This is a genomic window from Spirosoma harenae (assembly GCF_054776975.1).
In genome coordinates, this window is record NZ_BAAHBD010000027.1 from 188,435 (window position 1) to 207,081 (window position 18,647).

At 45.0% G+C, this 18,647-nt stretch carries 15 protein-coding genes, 1 tRNA gene and 1 pseudogene; 10 read left to right on the top strand and 7 right to left on the bottom strand.

All coding sequences use genetic code 11. From position 1 onward, the window contains the following. Positions 1–322: 322 nt before the first annotated feature. Both ACYVE4_RS25840 and folP read right to left on the bottom strand, forming a co-directional pair. Positions 323–395, bottom strand: a tRNA-Lys gene (locus ACYVE4_RS25840). A 78-nt stretch (positions 396–473) separates the two neighbouring features. Next, positions 474–1,343: a dihydropteroate synthase gene (gene folP / locus ACYVE4_RS25845; RefSeq protein WP_461043174.1), complete on the bottom strand. Its 870-nt coding sequence runs from the start codon at positions 1,341–1,343 to the stop codon at positions 474–476. A gap of 82 nt (positions 1,344–1,425) precedes the next feature. On the opposite strand from folP, the gene ACYVE4_RS25850 reads away from it, so the two are divergent. From ACYVE4_RS25850 to ACYVE4_RS25860, 3 genes are all read left to right on the top strand, one after another. Next, the gene (locus ACYVE4_RS25850; RefSeq protein WP_461043175.1) at positions 1,426–1,962 is read left to right on the top strand and encodes a DUF1599 domain-containing protein; all 537 of its coding nucleotides are present in this window, start codon (positions 1,426–1,428) and stop codon (positions 1,960–1,962) included. Between the two features lie 57 nt (positions 1,963–2,019). Continuing rightward, positions 2,020–3,117 carry a BT_3928 family protein gene (locus ACYVE4_RS25855; protein ID WP_461043336.1) on the top strand — a complete coding sequence of 366 codons (1,098 nt, stop codon included), beginning with the start codon at positions 2,020–2,022 and terminating at the stop codon, positions 3,115–3,117. An 81-nt stretch (positions 3,118–3,198) separates the two neighbouring features. Beyond that, entirely contained in the window at positions 3,199–3,705 is a 507-nt protein-coding gene (locus ACYVE4_RS25860) for a shikimate kinase (RefSeq protein ID WP_461043177.1), read from the top strand. Positions 3,706–3,789: 84 nt separating this feature from the next. On the opposite strand, the gene ACYVE4_RS25865 is transcribed toward ACYVE4_RS25860, so the two are convergent. Both ACYVE4_RS25865 and ACYVE4_RS25870 read right to left on the bottom strand, forming a co-directional pair. Further along, the gene (locus ACYVE4_RS25865; protein WP_461043178.1) at positions 3,790–5,361 is read right to left on the bottom strand and encodes a hypothetical protein; all 1,572 of its coding nucleotides are present in this window, start codon (positions 5,359–5,361) and stop codon (positions 3,790–3,792) included. Positions 5,362–5,550: 189 nt separating this feature from the next. Then, on the bottom strand, positions 5,551–6,855 hold the full coding sequence (locus ACYVE4_RS25870; protein WP_461043179.1) for a hypothetical protein: 1,305 nt from the start codon (positions 6,853–6,855) through the stop codon (positions 5,551–5,553). Between the two features lie 267 nt (positions 6,856–7,122). On the opposite strand from ACYVE4_RS25870, the gene proS reads away from it, so the two are divergent. The 4 genes from proS (at position 7,123) to ACYVE4_RS25890 (ending at position 13,334) form a co-directional block, all read left to right on the top strand. After that, entirely contained in the window at positions 7,123–8,592 is a 1,470-nt protein-coding gene (proS, locus tag ACYVE4_RS25875; protein ID WP_461043180.1) for a proline--tRNA ligase, read from the top strand. A gap of 269 nt (positions 8,593–8,861) precedes the next feature. Continuing rightward, positions 8,862–9,818, top strand: coding sequence for a sugar phosphate isomerase/epimerase family protein (locus ACYVE4_RS25880; RefSeq protein WP_461043181.1), 957 nt, complete (start codon positions 8,862–8,864; stop codon positions 9,816–9,818). A gap of 1 nt (position 9,819) precedes the next feature. Continuing rightward, entirely contained in the window at positions 9,820–12,693 is a 2,874-nt protein-coding gene (locus ACYVE4_RS25885; protein WP_461043182.1) for a PQQ-dependent sugar dehydrogenase, read from the top strand. Positions 12,694–12,881: 188 nt separating this feature from the next. Continuing rightward, a complete protein-coding gene (locus tag ACYVE4_RS25890) occupies positions 12,882–13,334 on the top strand; it encodes an FKBP-type peptidyl-prolyl cis-trans isomerase (protein WP_461043183.1) in 453 nt (150 codons plus the stop codon). A 73-nt stretch (positions 13,335–13,407) separates the two neighbouring features. Here ACYVE4_RS25890 and ACYVE4_RS25895 read toward each other — a convergent pair whose 3' ends face one another. Then, positions 13,408–13,758 (bottom strand): hypothetical protein, encoded by a 351-nt coding sequence (locus tag ACYVE4_RS25895; RefSeq protein ID WP_461043184.1) that lies wholly within the window; start codon positions 13,756–13,758, stop codon positions 13,408–13,410. A 202-nt stretch (positions 13,759–13,960) separates the two neighbouring features. Here ACYVE4_RS25895 and uvsE point away from each other — a divergent pair, with 202 nt between their 5' ends. Together uvsE and ACYVE4_RS25905 are read left to right on the top strand one after the other, a co-directional pair. After that, entirely contained in the window at positions 13,961–14,857 is an 897-nt protein-coding gene (uvsE, locus tag ACYVE4_RS25900; RefSeq protein ID WP_461043185.1) for a UV DNA damage repair endonuclease UvsE, read from the top strand. 301 nt (positions 14,858–15,158) lie between these two features. Further along, complete coding sequence (locus ACYVE4_RS25905) at positions 15,159–15,467, top strand: hypothetical protein (protein ID WP_461043187.1); 309 nt, start codon at positions 15,159–15,161, stop codon at positions 15,465–15,467. Positions 15,468–15,650: 183 nt separating this feature from the next. Here the strand turns inward: ACYVE4_RS25905 and ACYVE4_RS25910 are convergent, their stop codons facing one another. Beyond that, on the bottom strand, positions 15,651–16,256 hold the full coding sequence (locus ACYVE4_RS25910; RefSeq protein ID WP_461043188.1) for a T9SS C-terminal target domain-containing protein: 606 nt from the start codon (positions 16,254–16,256) through the stop codon (positions 15,651–15,653). An 809-nt stretch (positions 16,257–17,065) separates the two neighbouring features. Continuing rightward, positions 17,066–17,500, bottom strand: a complete 435-nt coding sequence (locus ACYVE4_RS25915) for a VOC family protein (RefSeq protein WP_461043189.1) — start codon at positions 17,498–17,500, stop codon at positions 17,066–17,068. A 227-nt stretch (positions 17,501–17,727) separates the two neighbouring features. Between ACYVE4_RS25915 and ACYVE4_RS25920 the strand changes: the two are divergent. Then, positions 17,728–18,537: pseudogene (locus ACYVE4_RS25920) on the top strand (glucose 1-dehydrogenase). Positions 18,538–18,647: the final 110 nt, after the last annotated feature.

The following is an 18,647-nucleotide window of genomic DNA, read 5'->3' on the forward strand; positions in this document are numbered from 1 at the left end:
GGAATCAAATCGTTCTGAGCCAGCAAAAATAATGAGAGTTGGAAGGGTAAAAAATTTGACATGAAGGGAGTTTAAACAATATATTTTCTGAGTCAAATTTTACTGTGTTTTTGTTATTCCGACGATAGGAGGAATCTCAAACTTCAGTAGTAGTCAAGTTTGAGATTCCTCCTATCGTCGGAATGACAAAATATGATTTGAGTACCAAGTATAGAATTTAATAATAGTGTGAAAATAGCTGAATTTGACCCATTCAAATTCAGTGAAAGTTGAGGTACATAAACAAAAAAAGCCGCTCAATTGAGCGGCTTGGAGCTTTTTGTGATTCGGCTGGGATTCGAACCCAGGACCCATACATTAAAAGTGTATTGCTCTACCAGCTGAGCTACCGAATCATTTCCCTTGTGTCTGACTTGTCGTCGTCGTTTGGGAATGCAAAAGTAGAAGTTTAATTTCCTAAACGCAAGCACATCTTAAAAAAAAGTTAGTTGTTGCGTTAAATTTATGGCTTCGGCAGCTTCACGAACGTCGTGTACGCGCAGAATTGAAGCGCCTTTTAACAGGGCAACTGTATTCAAAACAGTAGTGCCATTTAGGGCTTTATCGGCCGTGATATTCAGGGTTTTCCATATCGTCGTTTTACGCGATAATCCGACCAGCACTGGCTCGTCAAACAGGCTAAATTCATCGAGGTGATTTAGTAGCTCAAAATTTTGCATTGGTGTCTTCGCAAAACCAAAGCCGGGGTCTAGAATCATATCCTTTATCCCTACAGATCGTAATTCGGCCAGACGAATCGCTAGCTCATCGATGACTTCAGTGACCACGTTTTGATAGGTTGCCAGCGATTGCATGGTTTGAGGAGTGCCCCGAATGTGCATCAATATATACGGAACCGACATGTATTTACTCAACTCAGCCGCCGTACTGAACATAGCCGAATCAAGTGTACCGCCCGATACATCGTTAATCAGTACGGCTCCAGCTCGAATGGCCTGGCGCGCCACCGAGGCACGAAAGGTATCAATTGAAATCAGGGCATCGGGAAAGGTGGCGGCAATGGCTTCAATGATTGGAAGCACTCGGTCGGCCTCTTCATTCGCATCGACAGCGGCAGCGCCTGGGCGGGTTGAGTATCCGCCAATATCCAGAAACGTAGCCCCTTCATCAAGCATCTGCTGGGCTACTTCAATTGCATTTGTAATGGCACTTTTTTCTGACGAAATACGGCTTCCGGCAAAGAACGAATCGGGAGTCGCATTGAGGATGCCCATGACCACTGGCTTTGACAAATCGACCAGACGTCCCCGGCAGTTCAGTGTTTTTTTTGTACTTTTGAACATGGTTAGGTTTGTAGTTTGTGGCTTGAAGCTGAAGATTACTTCGTTCACATAACCTCGAACTGTAACCCACAGACGTCAAACTATGTCCAATACTGAGTCCGAATATCGGCAGGTTATCCAACGCTGCAAAGATCTATTCCTGAAAAAAAATAAAGATTACGGCACTGCCTGGCGTATTCTTCGGCTGTCCAGTATCACCGATCAGATTTTTATTAAGGCACAACGCATTCGTACGTTACAGGAAACGGGTGTGAGTCGGGTAGGAGAGGGTATCGAGCCAGAGTTTGTTGGTATAATTAATTACTGCGTTATGGCGCTGATTCAGTTGGAGTTAGTGCACGATAAGCGCACCGATATTCCTACTGATGAGCTGGAAAAACTCTACGACGGTCAAATTGGCCAGGTTATTGAACTACTCTTTGCTAAAAATCATGACTATGGTGAGGCCTGGCGAGATATGCGCGTCAGTTCGATGACCGATATTATTCTGATGAAATTGCTGCGAACCAAGCAAATTGAAGATAATCAAGGCAATACGTTGGTGTCGGAAGGCGTTGAGGCCAATTATATGGATATGATTAACTACGCTGTTTTCTGTTTAATAAAACTCACGACTTAGTGACGAATGAGCGCATCAACAACTGCCCAACCCAAAGTTAAAACAGGTACACCACCCATGTTAATCGCGGCCCGGATTGCCCGTATCCTGGTCGGAATTGTGTTTATTTTTTCGGGTCTTATCAAGCTCAACGACCCCGTTGGCACGCAGATAAAGTTTGAAGAGTACTTCGAGGTTTTCGCGCAGGATGTCCCGTTCATGCACGACTTCTTCATGGCGCTTGTTCCATTCACACTGGTCATGTCAGTATTGTTCTGCGCGGCTGAAGTGATTCTTGGTGTTGCGTTGTTAGCGTCCTATAAGCCCAAAGTGACGGTCTGGTTACTGTTTTTTTTGATTATTTTTTTTACGTTCCTAACCTTCTATTCGGCTTATTTCGACCGTGTAACGGACTGTGGCTGTTTTGGGGACGCGATCAAACTTAAGCCCTGGACATCCTTCAGTAAAGACGTTGTGTTGACTGTATTGATCCTCTTTATTATCGGGCATCGCAACCGACTCCGCGCTCGAAATACGGGTTGGTTGGTAGCACTAACGATTGTGTTTACCCTTGGCCTAGGTATTTACGCCGTTCAATTTCTGCCACCGATCGATATGTTACCGTACGCTGTTGGTAAGAGCATTCCGACACAGATGAAGCCATCCGAACCATTGCGATATAAGTATGTCATGGAGAAAGATGGGAAAACCACTGAATTTGAGCAATACCCAACCGATCAGAGCTATAAATTCAAGGAAATGGTGCTGATCAATGAAAAAGCCAAACCAAAGATTACAGATTATCGCGTCTGGGATGATGAAGGCGATTTCACGCAGGAGACTTTTAAGGGTGCTAAACTCTTCATTATTATAAAAAATACAAAAGATATTGATGCTGGCAGCTTGCCAGCGATTCGGGCGTTGGTAGAAGGATTGCAGGGTTCAACGATTTCACCCTATATTCTGACATCGACGAGTGATGATGAAATCAAGGCATTCCGTAAGGAGTTTCAGCTAGAAAACGTACCCTATTATAAAGCGGATGCCACCGTCCTGAAAACCATTATGCGTTCCAATCCTGGAACATGGCTGATGAATAATGGCGTAGTACGTGGTAAATGGCACTACAATTCAACGCCAGACGCGGAAGAAGTGAAAAAAGTGGTCAAAGGGTGAAGAGATATTAAGTGAAAGAGTAAATGAGCGAAACCATCCGGCTTATCTAATCGCTCATTCGCTCATTCACTCTTTTAATAAATGAAGAACATCTTCTTGATTGGTATGCCCTCTTCGGGTAAGAGTACGCTGGGTAAGCGTATGGCCGACCAACTACACTATCGTTTTATTGATACTGATAAATTGATCGTTCGGGAAGAGGGGCGATCCATTGCGGATATTTTTGCGCAATCAGGAGAAGGGTATTTTCGAGAAGCAGAGCGTCGGATTTTGCGGACGATTCAGCCCGGAGGCAGCTTTGTTGTTGCGACCGGAGGAGGTATGCCCTGTTTCCACGACAATATCAGTTATATCAATGCAACAGGCGTATCTGTATTTCTGAATGTACCAGTAGACGTGTTAGTCAGGCGTATTCTTACACACGCGCAGGAAGATAGACCCCTCAATAATCCAAGTGATCCTGAATTGCCAATCGTTTTGCAAAAACGGTACGAATCCCGACTCCCAATTTATAATCAGGCGCACATTATTGTTTCGGGAGAGACAACCGAAGAGGAGATACTTCGGCAAGTAGGAGAGTGGTTGTGATAAACGATGAGTGATGAGTTTGCTGACACCAACGATTATTGAATGCGTCAGCAAACTCATCACTCATCGTTTATCGCTCGTCACTTAGAAAAATACACCCATCGATAGCATCAAATTTGTGCTTCGGTTGTTAGTTAAAACAGTTGGCGTATCGGCATCGCTAGGGAGCTGGAATGGAGAATAGCCTGATTTATAGGTTAGATAAGAGCCCGATATATCAGCAAAGAATTTATCATTCCGTATGCCTAATCCAGCAGAGAGCAACAGTTTGCTACGATCCGCTTTAGCTACCCGATCTAAGTCGAGTTTGTAGGCGCTGGGTAAATAACCAACACCAGCGCGCACTCGTACGACCCCTGCCCGGATTTCGGCCCCTGCCCGCACGTTTACTACATTCTGATATGTATCCTGAACAAAACGTTTTACGTCGTTTTTAAAATCGCTATTATCCTGCTGATTGGTGAAGGCATTTGTTCGAACGCGCATACCCTGGTAATTGACATACTCCGCAGTGGCCGTCAGAAAACCGATTTTACCATTTCCCAGAAAGTAAGTAGCACCTCCTGATGCCCGCAAAGGCGTTTGCAGCGAATAAGTGAAATCGTTAGACGGGTCAACTACATCGACATAATTCGTTTTTAGCTGAAGTGCTGGATCTTTGGCAACGGCTGTTAACGTCTGGCCGAAAGTTTCGTTAGCACTGCTAAACGTTGGCGAAATCAATGTACCTCCAATCTGGAACGCTGGAACAATCTTGTAGATAAAGCCCAACGAGGCATTGATGCCACTACCTCTCACATCAAGTCGGTTCGTCTGGCCGTAGTTTGTAAAGACTCTACCGTTCACAGGTGTTTCCAGAAAAATAACCTCCGATGAATATTTAAGTCGGGTTAGGGCAATCGAACCGCCGATGTAAAACTTATCATCCAGGTTACCGGCATACGATAACGTCCATTGCGAATGAGCGCCAGAACGGCTGATGGTCGAACGTTGGTCTTTTTGTACCGTTGCGTCGTAACGGGTGTATGGTGGTCCCGATCCGTTAGCGCCTAAATTAGTCGGATTAATCAAGTACAAACCGTAAGCCGCTGCTTCTTTGAAATCAGCCTGCCGGCTGTTTGGGAAGAATGAGTCACTTAACTCAGCTTCACTATACTTCGCATTGTTTGCTGCGTTGATGTATGTCTGCGCAATTGATGAATTGGGATTGTTATTCAACCCGCGCGTATCGATGTAGTCGAAAAAATTGGTTGACTGCGAATACGTTACGCCAAAAGCCGTTCGACGCCAGCGACGACTTCCATTGCTGCTCCCCGGTAAAACAAGCCCAAATTGGCCAATACTCACTTTGCCACCGCTACTGGTAGTCGTTTGGCCCAGAAAGGTATTTTGATTATTAGCCGATGTAAACATGGGGCTGATACTCAATTCCGAACGATTGTAGAAAGCCAATCCGGCCGGATTGCCCGACAAATTGCTGGCATCGCCACCCAAAGCAGCATGGTTTCCACCAATGCCCCGAAAACGTGCCGTACCATTCTGACTGAAATCCGAATACCGAAAGGCATCATCCGCATAATCGAATGCAGCTCCCTGACCAAACGTCAGGTGCGAAAGCAACCCGAAGGCTACAGAAAAATAAAAATGCTTATTCATGGTAAGTAAGCTTTATAAAAAGCGATTGGTGGACAACGCTTAGTATATATATACGTCTTAGAACATCGTAACGTATAAACGTTTAATTAGTATTATATAAATACGCCACCTATTCAATAATACAAAACGAAAATCCCCGCTAATTGTCTAATCAGCGGGGATTTTTTATTGATTAATTTATATAAGTGGTTATCGTGGACCACGACCGCCACCACTTGAGTGACCTCCGCCACCCGAGAAGCCACCACCTCCACCACCGGAAGGAGCGCTAAAACTAGGCGTTGATTGTTGGTAGCTACCTCGGCTTGGTTGGCTAAAGTTCGGCTGACTTGGCTGACTAAAGCTTGGCTGTGATTGCTGATAGCTACCCCGGTTTGGTTGACTATAACCTGAGTTTTGTTGGCTATAATTTGGCTGATAACTGCTCCGGCCACCGCTTGAGCTACCTGATGGAGTATAACTACCCCGGCTGCTTTCACGAGGACGGGCGTAGTATTCAGAACTACCTGAGTTACTGTTATAAGCTGGTGCTGTTGCACCAGAACTTACACGACCGTTTCCACTCGAGCTATTGTCATAATAGTAATTACCCCGGCTGCTGCCATTGCTAGGACGTGCGTAATATCCATCACCCCGGCTACCCGTTGCGCCCGAAGTAGTTGCGCTTGCTCGTCCACCGTTCGGATTATAAGTACGTGTCGAATTGTCGAAGCCTGAGGTGTAGCGACCAGCCGATCGTTCGAAAGTTCTATTATATGTCCGATTACGATAAGGATCAGCACCCGTTACGTAAACATTATTCACATAGACAGGGCTTCCATAGAAGCCACCATAGCTACCGTATCCATAGAACGGCGAATAGAAAGAATTATATCCTCCCCACCCGTATGCATATGAGCTATAGAATGGATCGTAGAAACTGCCGTATCCAAATGGCGAATAGGCAAACGCACTACCATAGCCGAATGGCGAGTAGAATGGATTGCCAAAACCAAGACGGAAGCCAGGATAGCCATAGCCGAAAGCACCCATGCCTAAACCAAGGCCAAGTCCGCTATAGAATCCAGTGTTGTTGAAGCCCCAACGGTTCCAACTATAGGCCGATGCCGTAGCAGCATTGTAACCATTCACAAAGCCGGAATTGTATGAATTATCGTCATTCCAACCTGGATCAGGCGAAAGACCCCGGTTCAGTTTACGAGCACTTAATTCAGTGTAATATTCGTCGGTATTGGAGTTATAACCCTGCTGTTCATCGTTGTAGTCAGGATTGGCGTTGCGGTTTGTTCGTTGTTGGCGACCAAACTGTTGTGGACGAGACGATTGTCCACTATAAGCATCTGAATTGCTGGCATAAACTGGCGAGCTGCCGGCACTACCGTACAGATCATCGACATCACCTGCGTTCTGTGCCGTCTGGCGACTGGAGGTACAGCTCCAGATGCTAATCAGCGCAGCCAACGTCAGGTAAGAATATAGGCGTTGCGTTTTCATTTGGCAAGGGAATTAAAGTAATAACGACTCATGATATTAGCCTTTTCAACACTATAACACAAGATTGACTGGTTTCATTACAAAAATAGAGCAAAAACCTATATTTGCAAGCTCTTACCTATTAGACTCCATTTTGTTAACTAAGGTTTAATTCATTCTAGAAAAAAGAGCAAAGATTTCAGGAGATCAGTGGGTCACGTAAGTAGATATACGCAAACTGACTGGCCATCTTTCTTACTGATTCTTCTCTCTTTTTTTCATTCCAACATGGCTAAAGCGATTCCGTCCCGTAGTGAAAACTACTCCGAGTGGTATAATGAGTTAGTGAAACGAGCCGATCTGGCCGAAAATTCAGCTGTTCGAGGGTGTATGGTCATTAAACCCTATGGTTTTTCCATCTGGGAAAAAATGCAACGTGCGCTCGACGATATGTTCAAAGAAACGGGGCATACGAATGCGTATTTCCCGTTATTTATTCCAAAATCATTTTTAAGCAAAGAAGCTTCGCACGTTGAAGGATTTGCTAAAGAATGTGCCGTCGTTACCCATTATCGGCTGAAAAATGCTGAAGATGGTTCGGGTGTAATTGTTGATCCGGAAGCGAAACTGGAAGAAGAATTGGTCGTACGCCCAACCTCTGAAACGGTAATCTGGAGTACCTACAAAAACTGGATTCAGTCGTACCGTGATTTGCCACTATTGGTGAACCAATGGGCAAACGTGGTACGATGGGAAATGCGTACGCGGATTTTCCTTCGTACCGCCGAATTCCTATGGCAGGAAGGGCATACCGCTCACGCAACGGCAGAAGAAGCACAAGCCGAAACCCGCCAGATGCTCGAAGTATATGCAACATTCGCGGAAGAGTGGATGGCAGTGCCAGTAATTCGAGGAGCTAAAACACCTAATGAACGCTTTGCTGGTGCCGAAGATACGCTCTGCATTGAAGCGATGATGCAGGATGGGAAAGCTCTTCAGGCTGGCACCTCACACTTTCTGGGGCAAAATTTCGCAAAAGCGTTTGATGTGCAATTCCTGAACAAACAGAATCAACTCGATTACGTTTGGGGCACATCATGGGGTGTTTCGACCCGACTGATGGGCGCTCTTATTATGGCCCATTCCGATGACGATGGATTGGTATTGCCGCCAAAACTAGCGCCTATTCAGGTCGTGATCGTCCCTATTTATCGAACAGAAGAGCAATTGGATCAGCTTTCAGCTAAAATCAAGCCACTGGTGCAGGAGCTGAAAAAAGCAGGTATTTCGGTTAAATATGACGATTCGGATGCGAACAAACCCGGTTGGAAATTTGCCGAATACGAACTGCGTGGAGTGCCTGTTCGACTAGCTATGGGTGGTCGTGATCTGGAAAATGGTACGGTCGAAATTGCTCGACGTGACTTAAAAACGAAAGAAACGGTGCCATTCGATGGATTAACCGAGCGGATCAAAGCGTTGCTGGACGATATTCAGGAGAGCATTTACAACAAAGCCAAAGCGTTTCGGGAAGAGCACACGTTCAACGCCGATACGTTTGACGAATTCCAGACGCAGATTGAAAATGGGTTCGTATTGGCTCATTGGGATGGAACCTCTGAAACAGAAGAGGCTATTAAAGAGGCTACCAAAGCCACTATCCGTTGTATTCCATTCAGCCAGGAGGCTGAAGAGGGCGTTTGCGTGTATTCAGGAAAACCGTCAAAAGGACGCGTTGTATTTGCTCGGGCGTATTAAAATTGCGTTAGTAAAGTCCTGAACAACAGGCGTTTTTTGATTAAAATAAAAGGCTAATTCTTACAATCAATCGTAGATTCTGTAAGAATTAGCCTTTTATTTTTTGTAATTTCAGTATGTAGAATATACATATTCGGTGAGTCCGTTCATCGGTTGAAATTAGGAATCTGCCGACGTTTTTGAGCTTCCGGTCTATTCGATTTTCACGAGTGAATAGACTGACGTTTTTTTGTTTCTTGATTCGATCTATATACCTTACTTTTTTACCTATGACAAACAGACGTACGTTTCTTCGCGATGCAAGCGCATTGACTATAAGTAGCCTATTACTACCGAAGCTTAGTCATGCAGATTCGCTTTTTAGTTCAATTGCTCCACGACCTATTGGTTTACAGTTATTTACCCTGTTTCGTGCTATGAGCGATGATCCGAAAGGAACGCTTGAAAAAGTAGCGGCAGTGGGCTATAAGGAAGTAGAATCGGCGTTTAGTTTAAAGAGCGGATATTATGGCTATACCGCAAAAGAGTTTAAAAAATTGGTAGAAGGATATGGCATGATCTGGCGGGCCCACCATGCGGGTGGTGCTCCATTCAAGCCCCGTCCTACACCTCCGGCCAGTGCAACCGGAGCCGCTCCAGCGGGAGGAGGGCAGCGAATGGATTTTTCTAAAATGCCACCCATGCTTAACCTGCGAGATAATTACCAGCAGTTGGTAGATGAAGCGGGAGAAGGTGGATTGTCGTATCTGGTTTGTGCCAGTACGCCCGTGGCAACACTTGATGAGATTCAGAAGTCAATTGAGGTATTTCAAAAAACGGGAGAGGCTTGTAAAAAAGCAGGTATCGGCTTTGCGTACCACAACCACGCCACGGAATTTGACTCAGTAGAAGGCGGAAAAACGCCATACGATCTGATTCTCTCACAAACGGATAAAGATCTGGTAAAGATGGAATTAGACCTGGCCTGGGCAACGAAAGCGGGTAAAGATCCAGTAAAACTCTTTGAACAACATCCGGGTCGATTCCCCCTATGGCACATCAAGGATATCAAAGCGGACATGAAAACGATTACCGAAGTTGGCAACGGGGTTGTCGATTTTAAACATGCGTTTGCTGCGGCAAAAACGGCTGGGCTAAAATATTTCTTTGTGGAGCAGGATATGGCCGCTGAACCTTTCGAAAGTATTGCAACGAGTTATACACATCTGAAGAAACTACAGGCTTAATATGATCTCTTCAATTTATCTATCGCCAATGGGCGTGAACAGGTTAGTCAGCAAATGGCGTAGGCCTATTTCGCTGGTAGTCAATACCACACTTCTCGTTGGGCTTGCTTCATTCGTTGTCCAGGAAGCACCCATGAAGCCCGACGAGAGCCGGTTTACGCCAGTTGTATTAGCGCAGGATCTCGATGAGCCAATGGTGTTTGAAGTGGCAAAAGATGGGACGGCCTACATTATTGAACGGAAAGGCGCTTTCAAAAAATACGACCCGGTCACCAAAACGGTCGATCTGATTGGAGAGATTCCGGTCAATACGAAATATACGTCGGCGGAAGGAAAGGTAACTGAAGCTGAGGAAGGACTGATGGGCCTTACGCTCGATCCGAATTTCGAGCAAAATCATTGGGTGTATTTGTATTACGCGCATCCGACAAAGAAGCAACACCAACTTACGCGCTGGGAACTTCGCGATGGTAAGCTGGTACCGAACTCAGAAAAGGTAATGCTCGAAGTCCCAACTCAACGCGAAGTATGTTGCCATACGGGCGGAGGAATGGCCTGGGATCGAACCGGAAACCTCTATTTGACTGTCGGGAATAATACAGGAAACCAGCAGGCCGCCCAAACTGACGAACGACCTGGCCGCAGCAGTTGGGATGATCAGGGGCATGCGGGGAACACGAACGATTTGCGGGGTAAAATTCTCCGTATTCATCCCGAATCGAATGGGACATATACCGTTCCTGAAGGCAATTTATTCCCAAAAGGAACCGAAAAAACGCGTCCGGAAATCTATTCGATGGGACATCGCAATGCCTGGCGTATTTCGATTGACAGCAAGACTGGCTATATATATTGGGGTGAAGTTGGTCCAGACGCCACTTCAGACTCAGAAATTGGCCCGCGTGGCTACGACGAATTGAATCAGGCACGTAAACCGGGTAACTTTGGCTGGCCGTGGTTTGTCGGAAATCGGCAGGCGTTCCCAGTGTATGATTACGCCGAAAAGAAACCACTAGCCAAAAAAGATCCGGATAAACTGGTTAATACGTCGCCAAATAATACGGGGTTAAGCGAGTTGCCCCCCGTTGCGCCTTCCTTTATATATTATCCGTATGGTGTATCGGAGGAGTTTCCGTTGGTTGGTACAGGCTCTCGTTCGGCAACGGGTGGGCCGATTTATCACCAGGCCGATTTCAAAGGGGCCAAGCGTCCCTGGCCTGCATATTACGAAAACAAGTGGATCGCAACGGATTTCTCGCGTGGCTGGATTATGGCCATTACGATGGATGCCGAAGGAAATTATAAATCGATGGAACGTGTATTTCCCAGCTACCATCCAGTCGAGCCTATCGATATGAAGTTTGGTCCCGATGGCGATATGTACGTACTGGAATATGGTAGCAACTGGTTCCGCAAGAGTAACAACTCCAGATTGGTTCGGATTGAGTATAATGGAGGAAATCGAAAACCAATTGTTCAGGCATCAGCCAGTAAAAAAGGAGGTACTGTTCCGCTTAAATTAACACTATTAGCGGATGGGTCGAAAGACTTCGACGGCGATCAACTCAAATACCAATGGAAAGTAACAGCTCCTGGCGTTGCGCCAAAAACGTTTGCAACAGCCAACCCAGACGTGACTTTCGACAAAGCGGGCGTATACACGGCTACGCTGACAGTAACTGACTCGAAAGGTGCTGCCAATAGTCAGTCGGTAAAAATTATTGCTGGAAATGAACCGCCTGCAGTAGCACTAAATCTGACCAGTAACAAAACGTTCTTCTTTCCAAATCAACCCATTCAATATAATGTGAGTGTAGATGATAAAGAAGACGGTAATTTGACTAATGGTAAAATTTCTCCGTCGCAAGTGGCGATGAGTATCGACTATACTTCTGAGGGATTCGACTATGCTGAAGTTATGCAGGGGCAGCGTAGCGTTGATGCATCTACTCAATATGCCGTAGCCCAAACGCTTATTTCTCAGAGCGATTGTAAGGTATGCCATCAGGTAGCCGCGAAATCAGTTGGACCTATGTTTACGGCTATTGCTACAAAATACAAAGGCAATGCCGGAGCTATGGATCAGTTAGTTAAGAAAATTCGCAATGGAGGAGTAGGTGTTTGGGGCGATGTCGCCATGCCCGGCCACCCAGCTATGTCTGTTGCGGATGCAGAAGCTATCGTGAAATATATTCTGAACATCAACGAGAAAACATTTAGTACGTTGCCAACCAAAGGAACCTACAGTCTTAAATTGCCGGAAGGTGACAATGGCCAGGGGTCAGTGCTGGTTCGGGCTGCTTATACCGACCGGGGCGCTAAAGGAATTCCGACGCAAACAGCTGAACAAATGATTGTTTTGCGTAGTGCCCAGGTAGATGCATCGAGTGCGGCTGTCGTACATGGAGCTGAATTGAAAGGTCGTGGTATGGGGGCAGGCATGAACGTGATTCCGTTCGCCAATTCATATATTGGTTTTCACAAACTCGATCTGACCGGGATCAAGAAACTGGATATGAATGCATCGGCACAACGACGGGAAGGCAGTGCAGGTGGTACTGTTGAAGTCAGGCTGGATTCACCGACCGGACCGTTGATTGGGGAAACTAATGTTGACGTAGCGCCAGAAGTTGATATGGCTAAATTGATGGCTCAAATGGAATCAGCAGCACCAGCTAGTACATCAGCAACCGCAGGAACTGCCGCTGCACCCCCGCCAAGACCCCGACGTCCGGTGCCATCCGTCAAGATGAATCTGAAAGATACCGAAGGAGTTCACGATGTATATTTTGTCTTTAAAAACGATAAAGCTAAAGCGATTCAGCCGCTTATGACGGTATCGAGTATTAAATTTTTAGACTCTGTTAATCAGTAGTTTACCTGATTTACGGTCTTCGGTTTACAGATGAGTTACGCAAATGGGAAAAAGACGTTAACTAACTGTAAACCGAAGACCGTAAACTTTTCGGTAGGTTAACAAGTTGCTAAAAATTAATAGCGTAATGAACTCTAGCCGGAAGTTCCGGTATTTTTGCAGCATCATTACAAAAAACTATTTGTATTATGGCACAAGCAAAATCAGGTGATACTGTTCAGGTACATTATACTGGAACGCTAACCGATGGAACCATATTCGATTCGTCAGAAGGACGCACGCCGTTGGAGTTTACAGTGGGTAGCGGTCAGGTGATTAAGGGATTCGATGAAGGAGTCGCTGGTATGAATCAGGGGGACAAGAAAAGGATCAATATACCTGTAGAAGATGCATACGGTCCGACGAATGAGGATATGATTTTTACCTTGAATCGGACGGATATTCCAGATGATATTCCACTCGAATTGGGAATGACTCTCAATATGCACGAAGACGGTAATCCACGACCTATTCCCGTGATTGTCCGTGATCTAACCGATACCACAGTTACACTTGATGCCAATCACCCATTGGCTGGCCAGGAGCTTACCTTTGAAGTCGAACTCGTCGGAGTTAAATCTCCTTCAGGATTGATTGTTTAATTGTATAAACTAAAAGCGAACAACCGTTAGACCAAACCAGGACTGACGGTTGTTCGCTTTTAGTTTTTTTGATTTACCCTTCCCTCGCTATCACCAGCAAATCGCTTAATTCGCGCAGGGCCGTTTGGATACCGCGTAGATTGGCTCGGGCAACATAGGCCGCAAGGGCGACCGTGGCGGCTCCTACATTCAGGGCAACCGTCGTATTGTCAATATAACGTAGACTATCCTGGGCGCTGGTAGTGGCCTGCTGAATGCTGGCGGCCATTGAAATCGCATCGGAAAACGCAGGTCGGGTTGCATTCGTCTGGAGATCGTGCGAACGATTCAATAAACTATTCTGATAGGCATTCAGGTCCAACTGTTGTTCATGCGAAAGCTCAAGCCAATGCTGTGCCTGATAGGCGTTTAGTGCACGAGCCATATTGCAGTAACCGTTGGTAATCGTAACTATTTGGTCAGGCGTAAAATCTTCCATAAACAGATTCAATGCTGAATCAGCTCACATTGGCAAAGGGTGTGTCTTGCGCAGGTAAAATAAGTCACTGACTCTTTACTAAGGTTTAACTTTTGACCAAACGGTCAAAATAGTAAAACCTCAAGGTTGAGATTCCTGTTATGAGGCAATGAATCAAATGCCATATAACATTGGATACGCCTGTATTAACCTAACGCTTCAGGCAGAGAAAATCACGACAAACCGGGGAATGATCAGGAGAACGTTTACAGAGCGAGGTCTGGCGTATGCTTCGGAGCTGGCCCTGAAAAACGTACAAGATTTACTGAAAATCGTCGACTGGAATATCGGGAATGGATTTGGCCTGTTTCGTATTTCGTCGGATTTGTTCCCCTGGGCGTCCGAGTACCGCATTTCGAATCTGCCTGATTTTCCAGACATTCGGGCAACTCTTGAAGAAATCGGCAGCCGACCGATCCGATTGACCATTCACCCCGGCCCGTTCAATAAACTGGCTGGTGAAGGAAAAGTACTGGCCAATACACAGATTGATCTTGAATATCAGTCAGAGTTGTTTGATTTAATGGGTTTGACGCCGTCGCACTGGAATAAAATTAATATTCACGTTGGCGGAACGTATGGCGATAAAGCCGCTACACTCACTCGATTTGTCCAGAACTTTAGCTTACTATCTGAAAATCTGCGCGCTCGGTTAACGGTTGAAAATGATGATCGGGTGAGTTTGTATACGGTGGCTGACCTGGTGTCGGTTTATGAGCGTACGGGGATTCCGATTGTCTTCGATTATTTCCATCATTTGCTCAATCCGGGAACTCAAACGGAGGAAGAAGCTTTTCTGACGGCTTATAATACCTGGGATGTCCGTCCCGTTTTCCACTATTCCAACTCACGACAAGTGTACGAAGATCCAAAAGCCCGTCGGGAAGCTCATGCGGATTGGCTGTATACACCAGCGAACACGTACGGGAAAGAGGTTGATATTGTGTTCGAATGTAAGATGAAGGATCTGGCTGTTAGGAGATTGATTGACAGTGAGTTGATATAGAATTAAAGTGGTTTTTAAAATTACCCGTCTGGATTATATTCGTCGTCAGTTCATTGACCGTCCTGGTTAACCCGTTTCTGATGTATTGATGCAGGTACGAGCTTTAATTTACCTAATATCCATGTTCCTTCCATATGAATAGTATTCAGAAGAGCCGAAAAAACTAGTACCACAGTATTAGTGATAAATAGTAGTAATAACTCTGAGATTACTGCCTGGCCACCACTCCGGCGGATTCCGTGAAAGAAAAATAAATCTTTCCCTACTCTGTAACAAAATACTATTCCTCACATAAACACGTATGGAGGATATAGATCGTATTACAACAGTAGCCGCGCTCAAGCAGCTTGTCCTGAACCAGCTGTTTGCCTACAATATCAAAATCTATTCTGTTAAGAAAGCCACCACTGGCTCACTGTATATTGGCTGCCTGAATGGCAAGATCCGGCTATCGAATCACCATAATCCCCGTAAGGCAGATGGGGTCAACTGCTCGATCCTTTTTCCAGTGTCAACCGTTGAAGCCGTAAAAATGGTGCACTACTTCATCAGCCAGCAGTATCCGTCTCGGATAGCCCGAAACAGAAGCAAAATGCGTTTGATAAATTGACTAAAACAGATGTAATGGATCCACAAACAGCCATTGCCGCATTCATATAACACAAAAAAGCCCGCTGCTCTCTGAGCAGCGGGCAGAATGGTGGGCAACCAGGCTTGTCCGAAAAGACTGGCCGCAAAAGTTGAGGAGTGTAATGAACTACGCTATATCAGGTAGCCCTTCTCTAGTGATGGCTTAGTGACGAACGTCGATTCGCTGTGCAAATTGTTTCTGACTTGAACCTACAATAAATGTGTAAGCTCCATCAGGCAGACTTGATAAATCGAATCGACGAGTAGCACCTTTGAATGTGTCAGTTTGTACCAGAACATTCTGCGTATCGTAGATAGCAACCGTAGATGCCTCTACGTTTTTCGCAGGCAGCGATACTTCAATTTTGTTTTTTTCGTATGCTGTTAGCGTTGGCTCAGCAATTTGCTGAATGTTACGCTCATCAATATTAACGCTGTTTGATTTAATCGTAATCCCCTGCGACATCCACCAGGAATTATTACCAGCTGTCAGAAAATATTGACCGTCAGGCAGGTTATTCAGGTTGAACGACGTAGCACCCTTAGCGTTTTTTGCGATGAATCCCTGGTAGAGCACGTTACCGTCAGCGTCGATGATCGCCACGTCAACAGAAGCACCAGCTTTTGTATAAACTTTAACTTTCTTTTGTTCGGACTTCTCAACTTTCACACCACCCATTCCTGATCCATTGTCTGCTTTGACATCTCCCATGCCTGCCAGACCCCATACAGATAAAAGTACGGCAATTGATAAACGGAACTGTTTCATTGGTTTGAAATATTTTTTTGTTTTAACCGCTACAAAGGTGTGGTGTTAACTAGCTTTAATGCAATAGACAAGCGCCTGTAAAGCATTCTGAAGGTGAATATTCTTTTTTTTGTACAATTGCCTATTTGTTAAATAGGGTGATTATTGGAAAAGTACAACAAGTCCATGAAAATCGCGCATGGATTGTATTTTTCTAATAATTCTAAATAATTGTACTATATACGTTTGGGAAACTACTTTTTATTTATATAGTACAATTACATTAGAAAACCCCTTTTTATAACCGATTGAAAATAGATATTTTGAATGATAAGATCAGATATGCTGTATTTGAAAAAGATAATTTATTATATATTTTATTATGAACGGTAAGCGCAATTTTATATAACATTAGTTAATTAGGGAAACGTAGTGTATGATTTTGTCATATGTGCAAAATGAGCATCATAAGATTTCTTTATACTTTTCTAAGACGTTGCTTTTAGTAGAATGGCAAAATTTTTCCGCAAACACGGTAATTACAGTCGTGTTTGGTGTTATGGGTGATTAATACAGGAAAATGCGGGTTTTAGACTGGCAACGGAAAATTTATCTGAACGGATTCACCGGGAAAGTTTACACTATTCAGCCTAATTCACATCAGTTAAAGCCGGTTGCCTTGGGCGGTCGCATGTACATGGTTTAGCGCTAGGATGGCAACGAGGAGTCGGAATGGTTCTTCAAAATAAGCTGGCTGATATTGAAGTGACGCTGTCGTTGGGTGGCTATAAAAAACTGGCCGAGCTTAGCCTGGCCAGTTTACGAAGTGTTTAAGCTGCTGATGCATTAATGCTAACCATCCAGTTGACACCATATTGGTCGGTTACCATTCCGAAAACATCGCCCCAGAATTGTCTGACGAGTGGTGCTTGTACCGTTCCATTTTGAGACAGTTTTTCAAAGTAGTCGGTTAGTTTAGCATTGTCTGTGCCTTCCAGCGATAAACTGAAATGACCCTTCTTGTTTGACTCTGTACTATTGGGATCATCACTGGCTAACAAAACAATGTCGCCAGAAAGACGAGCGTGCATAATTTTTGATTTTACATCTTCGCTGTTTGCCTTCGGATCAGCATGTGCATCTGGTGGGCCATCGCCAAACGTATTCAGGGTTAGTTCGCCACCAAAAATATGCTTGTAAAATTCCATAGCTTCCCGGCAATTTCCCGGAAAGAAAAGATAGGGATTAAGGGTTGTCTGAGCCATTGGTTTGTGGTTTGGGCTGATTTAAAGCTGTAAGTCTATTGAATTTTAACGTCACTAAAAAAGAAGTTTATGTTAATTTATCGTTTTGCTTAGAAATAATTAGCCCAATATTAAATTCATTTAATTGCGCGAGTTCAAACAGGAGTAACCGTCAATAGGTTGTAGTTTGGATCCGGTGGGGTCGAATTGGTACATCCATTTATTCATCAAATTCTGTTTTACGATTCATGGATCAAATACTAAAAGAGCAAATTGCCATTATTACCGGTGCCAGTAGTGGTATTGGTGCCGGGGTAGCTAAATCGCTGGCAGCTGCCGGAGCTACGGTTGTCGTAAACTATCCCGTCGAATCGGGCAAACCAGCCGCCGATGCAGTATTGAAAGAAATTATCGATGCGGGGGGAAATGGCATGGTAGCCCAGTGCGATGTAAGTCAGGAATCGCAGGTAATCAAGATGTTTGCCGATGTTGTAGCCGCTTATGGAACAGTCGATATTCTGATTAACAATGCTGGACTTCAACGAGATGCGAAGTTCGACGAAATGACGATCGATCAATGGAATACCGTAATTAACGTTAACCTGACGGGACAATTTTTATGTGCCCGCGAAGCCATTCGAGAATTCCTGCGCCGGGGACCGCGTCCGGAAGTGTCTGCTGCTACCGGAAAAATTATCTGCATGAGTTCTGTGCATGAGTTGATTCCCTAGGCTGGTCATGTCAATTATGCGACATCGAAAGGAGGCATTAAGATGCTGATGCAGTCGCTGGCGCAGGAGTACGGCGACCGTAAAATCCGAGTAAACAGCATTTGTCCAGGAGCCATTCAAACACCCATCAACCGCGCTGCCTGGGAAACTCCGCAAGCACTGAATAGCCTGATGACGCTGATTCCATACAATCGAATTGGTCAACCGCAAGACATCGGTAATCTCGCCGTTTTCCTTTCTTCTGATTTATCCGATTATATTACCGGCGCCAGCATCTTCATCGACGGTGGCATGACCGTATTTGAGGGATTTGCGACTGGAGGGTAAGTTATTAACGATGAGTGATGAGTTTGCTGACGCACTATAATAATTGTTAGCGTCAGTAAATTCATCACTCATCATTCATATCTCATCACTTAGTATTCATCCTTAACAAT

What these genes read in the sequence shown, in the direction of transcription:
- folP (WP_461043174.1), bottom strand. Translation starts at nt 1,343, where the DNA reads ATGTTCAAAAGTACAAAAAAAACACTGAACTGCCGGGGACGTCTGGTC.
- ACYVE4_RS25850 (WP_461043175.1), top strand. Translation starts at nt 1,426, where the DNA reads ATGTCCAATACTGAGTCCGAATATCGGCAGGTTATCCAACGCTGCAAA.
- ACYVE4_RS25855 (WP_461043336.1), top strand. Translation starts at nt 2,020, where the DNA reads ATGTTAATCGCGGCCCGGATTGCCCGTATCCTGGTCGGAATTGTGTTT.
- ACYVE4_RS25860 (WP_461043177.1), top strand. Translation starts at nt 3,199, where the DNA reads ATGAAGAACATCTTCTTGATTGGTATGCCCTCTTCGGGTAAGAGTACG.
- ACYVE4_RS25865 (WP_461043178.1), bottom strand. Translation starts at nt 5,361, where the DNA reads ATGAATAAGCATTTTTATTTTTCTGTAGCCTTCGGGTTGCTTTCGCAC.
- ACYVE4_RS25870 (WP_461043179.1), bottom strand. Translation starts at nt 6,855, where the DNA reads ATGAAAACGCAACGCCTATATTCTTACCTGACGTTGGCTGCGCTGATT.
- proS (WP_461043180.1), top strand. Translation starts at nt 7,123, where the DNA reads ATGGCTAAAGCGATTCCGTCCCGTAGTGAAAACTACTCCGAGTGGTAT.
- ACYVE4_RS25880 (WP_461043181.1), top strand. Translation starts at nt 8,862, where the DNA reads ATGACAAACAGACGTACGTTTCTTCGCGATGCAAGCGCATTGACTATA.
- ACYVE4_RS25885 (WP_461043182.1), top strand. Translation starts at nt 9,820, where the DNA reads ATGATCTCTTCAATTTATCTATCGCCAATGGGCGTGAACAGGTTAGTC.
- ACYVE4_RS25890 (WP_461043183.1), top strand. Translation starts at nt 12,882, where the DNA reads ATGGCACAAGCAAAATCAGGTGATACTGTTCAGGTACATTATACTGGA.
- ACYVE4_RS25895 (WP_461043184.1), bottom strand. Translation starts at nt 13,758, where the DNA reads ATGGCTCGTGCACTAAACGCCTATCAGGCACAGCATTGGCTTGAGCTT.
- uvsE (WP_461043185.1), top strand. Translation starts at nt 13,961, where the DNA reads ATGAATCAAATGCCATATAACATTGGATACGCCTGTATTAACCTAACG.
- ACYVE4_RS25905 (WP_461043187.1), top strand. Translation starts at nt 15,159, where the DNA reads ATGGAGGATATAGATCGTATTACAACAGTAGCCGCGCTCAAGCAGCTT.
- ACYVE4_RS25910 (WP_461043188.1), bottom strand. Translation starts at nt 16,256, where the DNA reads ATGAAACAGTTCCGTTTATCAATTGCCGTACTTTTATCTGTATGGGGT.
- ACYVE4_RS25915 (WP_461043189.1), bottom strand. Translation starts at nt 17,500, where the DNA reads ATGGCTCAGACAACCCTTAATCCCTATCTTTTCTTTCCGGGAAATTGC.